We start from the raw sequence: 14,025 nt of genomic DNA, 5'->3' as shown, positions 1-14,025 counted from the left end.
AGGCTGTAGCATATTGTACTACAGCCTTACCTAATTTAGCTTACAGACCTTTAGTGAATGTACGCGTGATCACATCTTGCTGTTGTTCTGGCGTCAGTGAGTTGAAGCGCACTGCGTAGCCAGACACACGAATGGTCAGCTGTGGATACTTGTCTGGGTTGACCACGGCATCCTCAAGCATTTCGCGGTTCATCACGTTGACGTTCAAGTGTTGACCACCTTCATGTCCTTCGTTATGGGCAAAATAACCGTCCATCAGTGCGGCTAAGTTGGTGCGGCGACCATCTTCGTCTTTACCCAGCGCATTTGGCACGATAGAGAAGGTATAAGAGATACCGTCCTGAGCATGGGCAAATGGCAGTTTAGCCACAGAGGTTAATGAGGCGATTGCGCCTTTTTCATCGCGGCCATGCATAGGGTTTGCACCCGGTGCAAATGGCGCACCTGAGCGGCGACCGTCCGGTGTGTTACCGGTTTTCTTACCATAAACTACGTTTGAGGTGATGGTGAGAATTGACTGGGTTGGGATCGCATTGCGGTACATTTTACGGTCGCGAATTTTCGCCATAAAACGCTCGACTAAATCACAGGCGATATCGTCAACACGTGGGTCGTTGTTACCAAATTTTGGATAGTCACCACTGATCTCAAAGTCGACGGCGATGCCGTTCTCATCTCGCACAGGTTTGACTGTGGCGAATTTGATCGCTGACAGTGAGTCGGCTGCGATAGATAAACCCGCGATACCACAGGCCATAGTACGACGCACATCTCTGTCGTGCAGTGCCATTAACGCCGCTTCGTAGGAGTACTTGTCGTGCATGTAGTGGATTGAGTTCAGAGCAGTGACATATTGGGTCGCTAACCAATCCATTAAACCGTCTAAGCGAGTCATCACATCGTCAAAGTTGAGCACTTCATCTGTGATGGGGTCAGCTTTTGGGGCGATTTGGATTTTCAGTTTTTCGTCCACGCCACCGTTAATTGCGTACAGCATGGTTTTGGCGAGGTTAGCGCGAGCACCGAAGAATTGCATGTGCTTACCCACAACCATAGGGCTCACACAACAGGCGATAGCGTAATCGTCTGATTGGAAATCTGGACGCATTAAGTCATCGTTTTCGTACTGGATAGAGCTGGTGTCGATTGAAACCTTAGCACAGTACTTTTTAAAGCCTACAGGCAGTTTGTCAGACCAGAGCACAGTGATGTTTGGCTCAGGGCTTGGGCCCATAGTGTATAAAGTGTTTAAGAAGCGGAAGCTAGATTTGGTCACTAAGGTGCGGCCATCTAAGCCCATACCGCCGATGGATTCGGTCGCCCAAATAGGGTCGCCGGAGAACAACTCATCGTATTCAGGGGTACGTAGGAAGCGCACCATACGCAGTTTCATCACGAAATGGTCAATCATCTCCTGGGCTTGTTGCTCAGTTAGCGTGCCATTTTTCAGATCGCGCTCGATATAGATATCGAGGAATGAAGAGGTACGTCCCAATGACATCGCCGCGCCATTTTGACTCTTCACTGCGGCTAAGTAACCGAAGTAAGTCCATTGGATCGCTTCTTGGGCAGTGGTCGCTGGGCGAGAAATATCGCAACCATATTTGGCTGCCATTTTCTTCATTTGGCCTAGTGCACGGTGTTGCTCGGCAATTTCTTCACGTAATTGGATAACGTTAGATAAATCTTCACCCGCTTCAAACTGCGCCTGCAGTGAGCCAAATTGGGCGAATTTATCTTTCATCAGATAATCGATGCCATAGAGTGCAACACGGCGATAGTCACCAATGATACGACCACGGCCATAGGCATCGGGTAAACCGGTTAATACACCTGATTTACGGCAAGCCATAATCTCTGGCGTGTAAACATCGAATACACCTTGGTTATGGGTTTTACGCAGTTCTGAATAGATGTATTTAACGTCTTCGTCGAGCACGCGATCGTAGGCGGCGCAGGAGCTTTCCACCATACGAATACCACCGTTGGGTAACATAGCGCGTTTTAGCGGCGCATCCGTTTGTAAACCAACGATAGTTTCTAAATCTTTATTGATATAGCCTGCATCGTGGGAGGTGATGGTGGACACCATCTTAGTATCGAAATCCACAGGGGCGTGGGTGCGGTTTTCCTGTTTAATGCCATCCATGACTTTGTCCCACAATTTTGTGGTCGCTTCGGTGGCACCGGCTAGAAATGATTCGTCGCCTTCATAGGGAGCGTAGTTTTGTTGGATAAAGTCACGCACATTGACTTCGGATTTCCAATCACCAGGAGTAAAACCTTCCCACGCGTTGGCAAACAGTTCAGTTTTGTCGGTCATCGTACTAATACCTTCTAGTTGAGATAAAGGTTATTGGCGTTAAGCACTCTGTGATGCGAGTAAAAGCCAATAGCTAATTCCTGAATAAAGCTCCCTTCATGATGACGCCCTATGATGGGAACTGTGCTTTGAAGTGAGGTACTTCAAAAATGCTGTTTATTGATATCCGATAAGATGGCAAATGTTCGCGTAGTTCGATTATCGGCTATACGTAAAACATTAATAAATTGGTAAGACCAATTGTCCATGAAAATATTAACATAGCTCTTGCGCGTCTGCACCCTTATCAGGTCAGTTTGCCAATACTTCATGCCAAATTTGTTACCGAGGTAGCATTTATCCCCTTAAGTTTCGATTGCATCGCATCAAATTGTCGGTTAATGCAAAGTGAAAAAAGGGAAAAAACCACCAAACAACGTAATTGAAGCTGGTTATCAAGTGGAGAGCCACTCAAAGTTGGCCCTCCACCCATAGGATTATAGAAGTGCAGGTATGCCTTCGATCATCCCAACGGCGAGCATAGCGGCAAGACAAATCACAAATGCCAGTCCTGGAATAACGATACGGTCGGCAAATGACAATGTCTTTGGACGCTCTTTATCGCCGATAAGGCCATTGTTATCTAATAACATGGTGAGTGCCCATGCCAGTACTGGGTTGGCTACGAAGGAGGCAAAAATACAGATCCCCGCAGCTTGGCTACTGAGGTTATCTTTGACCATTTGTAGACCCGCTTCTAGCAGGGGTAAAAACACGCCTACTAATAGGGCGATAGACATCACAGGGCGCCAGACGGTCACATCCATTGGATAGCCAATGATGGCCACTATGATACATAGGCTGCCAAGCAAAATGGCCCCCGCAGGAATAGGACGTTTTGCGATGGCAGCTGGGATCATATAGGTGCCCCATGAAGAGGTTATGTTACCTCCACCCACTGCGGTTCCTACCATTTGGCGTAGTGAGCAAGTTGTCATAGTGTCATCGACATCCATTAATACTTTTTCAGCGCCTTTAGGGTAATTCAATTCTTGGAAAATACGGTGACCTAAAAAGTCAGGTGACCACATGGCAACCGCTAGGATGGCAAAGGGTAGCGAAGCAATAAAATGTGCCATATTAGGTAAACCTAACTGCCATCCGTGCTCGGTAGAACCCCACCAATAAACTGGGTTTAGATTAGGGATCCCTGGTTCGGTAACAAATTTAAGGTCAAGCCCGGCTCCTAGGCCAAAGGCTAAGGCAATGGCTGTGATTGAACACAGTGGAATGGCAAGCCAGCGCTTGCCGACTTTTGCGAGGTAAGCATATAAAATGACATTGACCAGCAAGATAGCAAACGCCACATAACCTAATGAATAATCAAGGCTGTGTTTTGCCTGTAGGCCACTAGACCATTCGAAGAGTGAGCCGATTTGGCTTTTAGCCCCCATAAAACCGAGGAAGACTAATAATCCCCCCGCCACCCCACTACTTGTCAGGTTAACGAGCCGTGATCCTCCCTTAAAGTAACTGAGAATTAGGCCGAAAATACCAATCAGAATAGCGAGGGCAAGGGGATGCGCACCCGCTAAAGCGATGGCACCAATCAAGGGGATCATCGGGCCATGGTTACCACCTAAGTTGGCGCGAGGATTGATAAAACCTGAGCTAATGATACAAAAGAGTAAAGCAGGGATAAGCATTTCGACGCGCACAACTTGGATGGCAAACTCTGCGCCTAAGTTGATGTGCTCCCAACGCTCAGTGAGTCCCGCCGCCCATGCGGCCATCACCGCTGAATACATCACAGTGATCCCAATGGTTCCCGCGAGTGCTGGGACGAGATCTTCCCACTCAAAACGAAAATCACGACCCGGTAAATTTAATCCCCAGCGCCTGGGCTTCATGATTTTAAGTTCATGCTCTAAATAGGCTTCTCGAGAGACAAACTGAGACGCTGGGCGGTGCAGCTCTCTGTAGGTGCGCTCTGGGGCTTCACTTTCTGTTTTATTGACTGTTTCAGACATAGTTTCTCATTCTCCGAAAAGAACATTGTGATTCATCATTTGATGAAAACTGAGCGTGTTTCATGGTGTCGACAAAGACCTTTCCTGCATGCTTGCAAGTGAGGAATCGCCACTTTTTTATCGTCGATGTGGGCCAATAGTGCTGAACACTGTCCCCATAGTATCGAATTTCACATCGTCAAAATTGGTAAGACCAATTTACCCAATAAATATTAACATAGGAGCCTAGTCCCATCACTAGGTATCAATAAATCTGAAATAGCTGTGTGAGTGAATTGGGAGGCACTTAACAACTTAGGTTGATGAATAAGAAAAGTTGACGCTTAGGCACGCATATTGCGTTACCTATTGATCACATTTATGAGCCATTTTGTGTTGTCGCCCTACGAAACGATGCGAAAACGGGAGTTGTTTTGAAAAGTGACGCGCTAACGTGTGTTAGATCGCTATGTTTGCTGGGATAAGTGTGAGGTATCACTAAAGTTGTAAGCTCGATTGAGTAAGGACTTTGGTCTATCAGTTGGGCTGATAATGGGGGTTTTTCACAGCTTCCCCCTCCTTTGACATTGCGCGAGATGAAGGGGTAATAGATTCACCCACCTTTACTCAGAGTGTTATTTGATACGACTCTGTAGTCCTTATTGTTTAATTTAAAATTAAATCCTTTTAAAACAATTGAATAAGTCATATGTTGGTTTTTGGTTTAATGATTAACATGTGTTTTTATGATATGACTATCTATCAGTATTTCTGATGGGTGCCATCATTATTATCCAATTTTATTGAGCGATTCTTCAGCGTATTGTTTGAGTGAACAATTCACAGAGCAATGAAATTACTGGAGAAACTTATGTTGTGTACGGGATTTGTTAGGACATTATTCGACGTTGGGGCGCAATAGCATGAAAGCATCACAATATGATGCTCGTATGGGGGCACCACGGCACTTAAGCTCACAGGACTTAAACTCAGCATTAGTATCGACTCAGGGCCAAGGTGGAAGGAGTGATGCCGATAAGCCGAGTCTCTATCAACAAGCGGAACATTATGGACAGAGTAAGGTGGTTAAATCGGTGTGGCAATCCTTAGGTCAAGCCGCATTTGCCGGTATCTTTATTGCTTTGGCCTTTGTGTTCTATATCACGGTAACCACTGGGGCTGCGGGAAGTCCGTGGGGGTTAGTACGCTTAGCGGGAGGGCTGGCATTTAGCTTAGGGTTAATGCTGGTGGTGATCTGTGGTGGAGAGCTATTTACTAGCACAGTGCTGAGTTCTGTCGCTTGGGCGCAGAAGAGGGTCACTAGTAAGCAGTTGGCCCTGTGTTGGGGGCGGGTGTATTTAGGTAATTTGCTCGGTGCTATGGTGATGTTGTTGTTGATTATGTCAGCCCGCATGTATCGGCTCGATGGGGGATTATGGGGGCTTAATGCCTTAACGATTGCCCAGCATAAATTACACCATAGTTGGATGCAGGCATTTAGCTTAGGCATCCTCTGTAACATGCTGGTGTGCTTAGGGGTATGGATGACCTTTGCCAGTCGTGATGCTTTAACGAAAGCGATTTTATTGATGTTACCCGTGGCCATGTTTGTCAGTAGTGGCTTTGAACACAGTATTGCTAACTTGTTTATGGTGCCTTTAGGCATCGCTATTCACACCTTTGCCGAATCGACATTTTTCACTTCGATTGGTGTCGAAGCCTCTCAATTCAATGAATTAACTGCCAGTCACTTTATTTTCAATAATCTTATACCCGTCACCCTTGGCAACATTGTTGGGGGTGGGATTTTTGTGGGATTGGGTTACTGGTGGATTGAACGAGCGCAGGGAGCGCACCCCCATAATATTGACCATTCTCAGCCTAAGTTAACCCTTGTTAATCCCCTGGCGCCACCTGCGATGACTTGCCCTGTGTCATGTTCGGCTATGTCGGCCCAGTGTCAGCCAGCCAATGTCTTTGAGCCTTATATTCAAACTGTATCAACTGGAGAACAACCTATTATGTTAAATGCAAAAGTGGCTTCAAAATCTATCCCTAAGATGCGCGTGAGTGATGTGATGGACCCTGCGCCTATCACCCTGAATGCCGATCAGTCTGTGTATTTCGGATTGAAGGTGTTGAGTGAGGCCCAAGTCCGTTGTGCACCTGTTATCGATAATAAACACGCTCTGGTGGGATTTATTTCACAACAGGATTTACTGCGTAGCCTTTGGGCGCAGGAATTTACCCGGGGTGTCCCCGATAAAGTCGGGGACTTAATGCAAACCGAAGTGTTAACTGTCTCCCCTCAGGATCCCCTCGATGGCTTAATTGAATTGATGGTTGTCGATCGCCAGACATTATTCCCTGTGACGGATACGGGATTGATGCTCGCAAGTAGCTACCAAAGCTACGAGGAGCGGTTACGCCATGCATCCTCTAATCGGCCTAGTGCATACCCTGTGATAACGCAGGGTCAGTTATGCGGCATGATAAACCGAGAGCAAATCGCCAAAGTAGTGTGTGAGGCATTTTATGACTAACTAACTGTTCCTAATTATGCTAGATCGCAGGATATCGCACGCAGGCACGCCATTAACTCTTCCCTGAGGGCTCCACTGCGCCATCCCTGACGCAGAGGGCCTGCTTACCGATACCCTGCTCGCCCTATAAAGTGAGCTACAATTTAAAACTGCTAATAAACTAGTGTGTAGTACCAATCCCCACATTGTTATGGCAATGCCGGGATATTGCTGTTTAACGCTTAATCAGCGTTTGTCTGTGCCGGATTAAACGTCTCGCTTCCGTGATAACGCAGTCCCGTAATGGGTTCTCACCCGCGTCAGTTCGCCATATAAAAGCTAAATGCCGTTTCATATTCAGTTGCGGCGTTGACAGAATAACCAGTTCACCATTAGCCACATCCTTTTCAACATCTAAGAAGGGAAGGCTGCTTAAATAGGGACCATTTTTAACTAAGGCCTTGAGTAGTGGGACATGTTCGTATTCTTTCCAGACATTTAATTTTTCAATGACCCCATGAATGGCACCATCGAAAATGCGCCGCGTCCCCGCACCTTGTTCCCTGAGTACCCATTTTGCCTGTTCAAGTTGCGACAAGCTGGTGCTTTCGTAGCGGGCATAGGGATGATGGGGTGAAGCGATGACCACTAAATGGTCATCTAACCATTGTTCTTGATGGAGACGACTATCATCGTTTCGACCTTCGATGATCCCTAAATCGAACTCGTAGTTCAGTAAGCCTTCGACAACGCTATCACTGTTTTCTACCATCAATTCGATGCGTAATTCGGGGAAATCGGTATCAATCTTGCTGATAAGCTCGGGGAGCAGATGCTCAGCTGCGGTTTGGCTGGAACAGAGTTTAAATCTACCACTGATTAAATGCTGCTCATGTAGACCTAGTTCGATCTGCTGGGCATCCTGCAATAATCGCCTTGCCTTAGGGCGTAACCAGTTTCCCCAGTGACTTAGCGTGAGTCTATTTCCTTGACGAATAAAGAGAGGTCGACCGAGCAGACTTTCGAGTTGGCCGAGGGACATACTGACAGCGGACTGTGTCATGGATAGTTTTCTGGCGGCGGCACTCACACTTTCAAGGCTGGCGACAGCGTCGAAAACGGCAATTTGCTTGAGTGAGTACTTCATGTTGTGATGGGCTCCTAACTGAAAAATGCGCTAATGAAAACCATCAATTTTATTGATGGTTTGTTGGCAACGATTTTAAGACTGTGCCGAGGTGCCTACAAGTAAAGGCATGATCTTGAATGCGGATTTTAGAGCTGCTTCACTCTTTATTGTTAATTGTGTTGTAACCCCTGTTGTGTCCTTGGTTAGTGGTGTCGATGTTGATTTTATGAAATTTAGTTTATAGTGCGGCCTTTCAATTTCACGATAAAAATTGCGCACTTATGACAACTCAGCCCAAAGGGGCAGCTAAGACTGCCAGCGGATCCCCGATGCTCCCCCAAGCGGTTAACTTCCCGATGCCGGATACCTTAGTGATCATCTTTTTTGTGGCACTCATGGCAGGGTTACTGACGTATCTTATCCCCATAGGTTCATTCCAAACCCAAGAGGTGCACTATTTGGCCGAGGGTGTTGATAAAGCTAGAACCGTTGTCGATCCCCATTCTTTTGCCTATCAGCTCGATAAGGCAGGTGAGCCTGAGTTACAGCCCCTTTGATGATCCGTTTGGGCTATGACGGCATCACCACTGTGATGGTGACCTATGTGGCGACCCAAATTGGTTTTGCCAGTTCTTGGATGAATCCCTTTAGTGTGGCAATTGCCCAGGGAATTGCAGGTATTCCCGTGTTATCGGGTAGTGAGTTTCGCTTGCCTATGTGGTTAGGTTTCACCTTGCTTGGCATTATTTTCACTATGCGTTATGCCCATCGAATTCAACAGCAACCGAGTTTATCCCATAGTTATCAGTCCGATGTTTATTTCCGTGAACATCATGCCAGTGCAACGCTTGAGAGCCGATTCAACTTCGGTGACCTTTTAGTCTTGCTTATCTTAGTGATGACTATGGTGTGGGTGATTTGGGGCGTGATCGCTAAGGCATGGTTTATCCCTGAGATCGCCAGCCAGTTTTTTACTATGGGCATAGTGGCTGGCTTAATTGGTTGCGTATTTAAACTCAATGGTTTGACGCTTAACAAGGTGGCGCAGAGTTTTAAAGACGGCGCCAAAACCATGTTAGAACCTGCACTTTTAGTGGGATGTGCCTCAGGGATTTTACTCCTGCTCGGCGGCGGGGCACCCACAGAGCCGAGTGTGCTCAATACAATCCTCAACAGTGCTGGCGGAGTGATTGGCCATCTGCCGGATGCACTGTCTGCCTGGTTTATGTTGTTGTTTCAATCCGTATTCAACTTTTTTGTGACCTCAGGGTCAGGGCAGGCGGCCTTAACTATGCCACTGATGGCACCACTCTCTGACATTGTTGGCGTGACGCGTCAAGTGGCGGTATTAGCCTTTCAATTGGGTGATGGTCTCACCAATATCATAGTGCCCACCTCAGCGTCTTTGATGGCCACCCTTGGCGTATGCCGTGTCGACTGGGGCAACTGGTTGAAATTTGTGTGGCGTTTTATGTTGCTGCTGATGTTAGTCTCAAGCGTGCTGGTGATTGGCGCGCACTATCTTGGATTTAGCTAACTAGATAAAAAACGGCATCCGAAGATGCCGTTTTACTTGAGCGTTTTTATCTTCCTAAAGGGAGATTAGAACTTCACATCATATTGTAGATAAACGAAGCGGCCGATATTGTCGTAGACGCTTTGATCATAGAATGGCCATTTATCAACTTGGCTGAATGATGGCTGTCTATCAAGTAAGTTACGGATACCTAATGTAACTTTATTGTCGTCAGCAAAATAGTAAGCCGTTGTTAGGTCAAACTGAACATAAGCTGCCACATGTTGGCTTCTACCAGGGTTAACTAAATCACCATCAGCATTAACTTCTGCACCGACGTCATAATAGCCGACTAACTGACAAGATTTGTTACCCGTGTTCCGTTTGTCATACATTTCGTAACCAGGGAGGTAACGCATATTAAGTGAGGTTACAAAATCATTTTGTTCTAATGAAATGCTGCCGTTAATACGATAGTCACGCATTGAATTATCAGCAATATCATCACATAAAGGTTGAACTGCTGAAGATTGCGTTTTATAGCTTAGGAACTGTTCTGCTTGTAAGCTTGACTTCAAAGTACCAAATGAGAACTCGCTGCTATATTGAAGATCATAGTTTAAGCCAGTTGCACTTTGCTCTGTCAGGTTTTGTTTGTTAGTTTGAACATAACCGTCTCTGTTAGAGTCAGTTAGACGGCCTTCAGAGTTGCGTACAACTAGGTTTGTTAAGTTACCTTTCGCTTCTTCATCCAGAATTTCTTGGATTGCTAAACTGCCAACTACATCGTCAATTTGCAGAGACCAGAAATCAACAGAAAGTGATAGGCTATCGGTGAATTGATAAACAACACCAAAGTTATAAGATTTTGATGTTTCAGGTGTTAGCTCAGGGTTACCACCACTTTTTGAATTTAGCTCAATACGTTGACAATCCGGATGGCTCGAAACGTTTCCTGCGGCATTACACAGTTTTGTATCAATGGCTTTAGTCACACCAAATGAGGTTGATAAGAACAGATCACTCAAGTTTGGCGCTTTAAAACCCGTACCGTAGGATGCCCGTAATAATAGGTCATCAATTGGGCGATAAGACGCTTTAGCTGAGTAAGTTGTATCACTCGCATCGGCTAATTCCCAGTCAGCTTTGTCTTGACGAGCCGCAAGACTCACCTCTAGGTTATCAAGTACTGGTAATGACAATTCTACGAAACCAGCAAAATTATCGAATTTACCACCACCATTTGAACCGGCACCACCGATGACTTCACCATTAACTGATGCTGGGTCTGAACGGTCGGTGTATTTTTCCTGACGCATATCTAGGCCTGCTGCAAGGCCGATCTCACCACCAGGTAATTCAATACCTGGGAGTAAACCAGATAAAACAAGGGAAGAGAAAGACACAGTATATTCACCTGTGCGGTGGATAGCAGCTTGCAGATCTTTACAAACAGAGGCGAGTTCTGCTGAATTGCAATCATTAACAACGAATGGGTTCAGTTTAGAATTTGGATCATTAAATGCCTCAGAAACACCAGCAGCAAGCAATTGACCCGCAGAGCCTATTTGGCGGTTGGTCAAGCGTGAGAAACCTATATCGAAGTCGAGACCCCAGTTGTCATCGATATTGTAATTTAAACCACCAACAGCTTCGAACGTCTCGTTAGTGTTATCTTTTTCACGGTTAGGAAAATCAATATATCGACGACCAACAGCAACAGTTGCTTCACCGGCTTCAACTAAACGAATAATTTCTTCTGCTTTTTCTTGATCATCTTTGTAGCGATCGTTTCGAAGAAAATCGGCTAAAAATGGACTATTGGATACGTCAACTTGTCCAGGAGCTGGCGCATTAGATGTTTTAGTGTATGCCCGAGTGTAACGGAACTGGCCATTAAAAGTCAGATCATCGTTCATTTCATGATTAATGCTAGTAAAGATTGATTGACGCTCAGACTCTGGCTGAATTTGATATAAGGATGCAAAGTCATATAAGCAACGTGTGCCAGATATATTTTCTGGTGCACAGTTTGACCAAGGGGCTTCTCCCTGACCTTTAGCTGCATTATCTAAACGCTTACCGTCAACGAGAGCTGAGTTAATTGTTGTGAAACCAGGAATACCCCAAGGTGATCTTCCTTCACCACCTTCGTGGCCATCAATAAATGCAGTTCTGCCAAATTCACGATCAGATGCTTTAATTACATCTCGAGCGAAATGTTCTGCTGAAAATAAGATACTTGTTTTATCATTACTCGCTCCGGCTACAAGAGATGTTGATAACTCATTACCATCCCACTTATCCGTTGCACCACCATACTTGGCACTCAATGCGACACCATCAAAGTCTTTTTTAGTGATGATGTTAATCACACCAGCAACTGCATCGGAGCCGTAAATTGCAGAGGCCCCATCATTTAAAATATCAATGCGCTCAACAGCTGCCATTGGAACTTGGTTGACATCTGTAAAAATGCCCCCGGCAGTATTTTTTGCGATGCGACGGCCGTTCAATAAAATAAGTGTATAGTCGGAATCAAATCCTTTTACACCAATTGATGAAGCACCTGCGGCTTGGCTTAAGGTTGATGATTCATTAAAACCACCAGAGGCAGCATTTGTTCTTAAAAACTCAGAAACGGTAGAGAAACCTGTTTTTTCTATGTCTGCTGCAGAAAACATCGTTATAGGTGTAGATGTTTCTAAATTGGTTCTTTGAATACGAGAACCTGTTACAGCAATACGTTCAACTTTTGCACCGTCTTCAGCAGCAAATACAGCTGACGTTGATAAAGCTGCTGTAGTAGCTCCGCCTATTAACGCAAAGCGAATAGCTTTGGCTAATGTAGAATTTGCGCGCATTTTATTCTCCCTTAACACATGTTGTATGTTTATTTTTATTTTTCTTAGATGGTTACTTATGTAAAAAATAAGCACTCATTTAATTAAGTCCAGGATATAACCACAAGAATATAACAAGTGCAACAATGCTACTTGGGAGATGGTTGTTAATATACTGTTTTGTTTTGTGTTTTATGGTTTGATTGACGGTATATTCGATCCTAAAAAAATCATTTTATGACTATTTTTGTGAAATTATTGTTGGTTATTGGGGTTATTGTTTTTATTGTGTTAATAATTGTTTATCTAATTGATATCGTTTATACGGTTATATGTTTCAGTGTTTTTTAGGTGTTTTATTTAAAATAAAAATAGAACGATATAGTTAATCGTTCTATTTATTTTATCTTAGACTGTTTGCTTTATTTTAAATAGGACTTGTATACGGTATATGTTGAATTGGCGGTTGTTTTTCGTACTAACTTGTCTTGCCGTTAAATAAACTTTGTGGTTGTTTTTAACTGAGGGTGGGTATCATTTTTGGAATAGACGTTATCAGTATTAAATGTTGTTTAATTAATAAATGGGAGTGAATTTATATTCACGCCTATTTATTCGATTTAAGCTTTTTTATTAACTGTTGACTTCGGTTTTAAATAAAATCCTGCATATATTTATTCCGCTTTCCATTCTGTTTAATTGACATCTAATACTCTTCTTAGTGCTAATGGGGTTAATGGCATAGGGAAGTAATGTAAGAAATAACGCAGCGAGACATAGACCACAACTAAGGTTGCGATTATTAACTCGAAGTCTGCTAAGTATTTTATCCACACAGTTAATTGTTGGAATTGGTTAAATTGCCCAAGCCATGCCGACGTTTTAAAGAGTGCGGTGGCACCAATGACCATGGGAAAGGTAAATGCGGCGTATCCAGGGCTAAATGGGAGTATAAGCAGGTGAAAGAATGCTAAGTAGATAATGCTCGTCATCAGGATAGCAATACTCACTAACAGCGCGACGAGGGCGATAGAAGGCTGCTCTGTGACGGTCAAGTAGCCCGCAAGGGATAGGCTTGCGGGGGCAGCAAGGATTGCTATCGTGGGTTTTGCTGCGTCGGGTACGGCTTTACAGAAAATTAAGCGGTAGAGCATCAGCGGTAGCATGATGAGGTAAGCCAGCATACCGAAACCTAAAATGGCATTCACTAACCACTGATAACCGGAGGCGGGGAAAGATACTGCCGCCACTATGATGCCAATCGGTGGCACAAACCAGCTAGGCACCATATGTTCGAGTTTAAAGTCGAGAGCGCGGTAGTAAATAAACGCGCCTAAAAAGACGACATGGATAACAATGGCGGCTAACCAAAGGGTTAAGCCTGCATGGGGGAAATAATGGCCGAGTAGGTTTGACACTACCATTAATGCCATGGCGAATGTAGGGATCACGCTCCCGATGACCGGATGGCTGAGTTCGTTTTTTAGCACTGTGGGGTGCAGTACAAATTTCGCAGCAAGCAGCATAAGGAAGACTGAGGCTATGGCTGCCCCCATCAGTTGTCCCCAGCCATTGAGTGAGGGCATCACGCTTTCCCAAGTCCAACCTAAGCTTGCAATGGCGAGTGCGAGTCCGCCCATGGGGCTAGGTAATTTAGCAGCCTGTGCTGTCCAATGTTTACGCTTTGAAGTCATATTATTTACC

The 14,025-nt window shown here is 44.9% G+C and carries 6 protein-coding genes and 1 pseudogene; 2 read left to right on the top strand and 5 right to left on the bottom strand.

From position 1 onward, the window contains the following. Positions 1-40 precede the first annotated feature (40 nt). Together pflB and COW15_RS19860 are read right to left on the bottom strand one after the other, a co-directional pair. A complete protein-coding gene (pflB, locus tag COW15_RS19865; RefSeq protein ID WP_293635346.1) occupies positions 41-2,323 on the bottom strand; it encodes a formate C-acetyltransferase in 2,283 nt (760 codons plus the stop codon). 476 nt (positions 2,324-2,799) lie between these two features. Further along, positions 2,800-4,332: a DUF3360 family protein gene (locus COW15_RS19860; protein ID WP_293635344.1), complete on the bottom strand. Its 1,533-nt coding sequence runs from the start codon at positions 4,330-4,332 to the stop codon at positions 2,800-2,802. A 902-nt stretch (positions 4,333-5,234) separates the two neighbouring features. Here COW15_RS19860 and focA point away from each other — a divergent pair. Next, complete coding sequence (gene focA, locus COW15_RS19855; RefSeq protein WP_293635342.1) at positions 5,235-6,854, top strand: formate transporter FocA; 1,620 nt, start codon at positions 5,235-5,237, stop codon at positions 6,852-6,854. Between the two features lie 214 nt (positions 6,855-7,068). On the opposite strand, the gene COW15_RS19850 is transcribed toward focA, so the two are convergent. Further along, positions 7,069-7,980 (bottom strand): LysR substrate-binding domain-containing protein, encoded by a 912-nt coding sequence (locus COW15_RS19850; RefSeq protein ID WP_293635340.1) that lies wholly within the window; start codon positions 7,978-7,980, stop codon positions 7,069-7,071. A gap of 311 nt (positions 7,981-8,291) precedes the next feature. On the opposite strand from COW15_RS19850, the pseudogene yfcC reads away from it, so the two are divergent. After that, positions 8,292-9,499 (top strand): annotated as a pseudogene (gene yfcC, locus COW15_RS19845) (putative basic amino acid antiporter YfcC). Positions 9,500-9,564: 65 nt separating this feature from the next. Here yfcC and COW15_RS19840 read toward each other — a convergent pair. Both COW15_RS19840 and COW15_RS19835 read right to left on the bottom strand, forming a co-directional pair. After that, complete coding sequence (locus COW15_RS19840) at positions 9,565-12,342, bottom strand: TonB-dependent receptor (RefSeq protein ID WP_293635338.1); 2,778 nt, start codon at positions 12,340-12,342, stop codon at positions 9,565-9,567. Between the two features lie 674 nt (positions 12,343-13,016). Next, positions 13,017-14,015, bottom strand: a complete 999-nt coding sequence (locus COW15_RS19835) for a TDT family transporter (RefSeq protein ID WP_293635336.1) — start codon at positions 14,013-14,015, stop codon at positions 13,017-13,019. Between the last annotated feature and the right edge of the window lie 10 nt (positions 14,016-14,025).

The organism is Shewanella sp. CG12_big_fil_rev_8_21_14_0_65_47_15 (genome assembly GCF_002783505.1).
GTDB lineage: Bacteria > Pseudomonadota > Gammaproteobacteria > Enterobacterales > Shewanellaceae > Shewanella.
Note: the sequence above shows the minus strand (reverse complement) of the source record. Positions and strands in the feature narration are given on the sequence as shown.

What these genes read in the sequence shown, in the direction of transcription:
- COW15_RS19860 (WP_293635344.1), bottom strand. Translation starts at nt 4,332, where the DNA reads ATGTCTGAAACAGTCAATAAAACAGAAAGTGAAGCCCCAGAGCGCACC.
- COW15_RS19840 (WP_293635338.1), bottom strand. Translation starts at nt 12,342, where the DNA reads ATGCGCGCAAATTCTACATTAGCCAAAGCTATTCGCTTTGCGTTAATA.
- COW15_RS19835 (WP_293635336.1), bottom strand. Translation starts at nt 14,015, where the DNA reads ATGACTTCAAAGCGTAAACATTGGACAGCACAGGCTGCTAAATTACCT.
- focA (WP_293635342.1), top strand. Translation starts at nt 5,235, where the DNA reads ATGAAAGCATCACAATATGATGCTCGTATGGGGGCACCACGGCACTTA.
- COW15_RS19850 (WP_293635340.1), bottom strand. Translation starts at nt 7,980, where the DNA reads ATGAAGTACTCACTCAAGCAAATTGCCGTTTTCGACGCTGTCGCCAGC.
- pflB (WP_293635346.1), bottom strand. Translation starts at nt 2,323, where the DNA reads ATGACCGACAAAACTGAACTGTTTGCCAACGCGTGGGAAGGTTTTACT.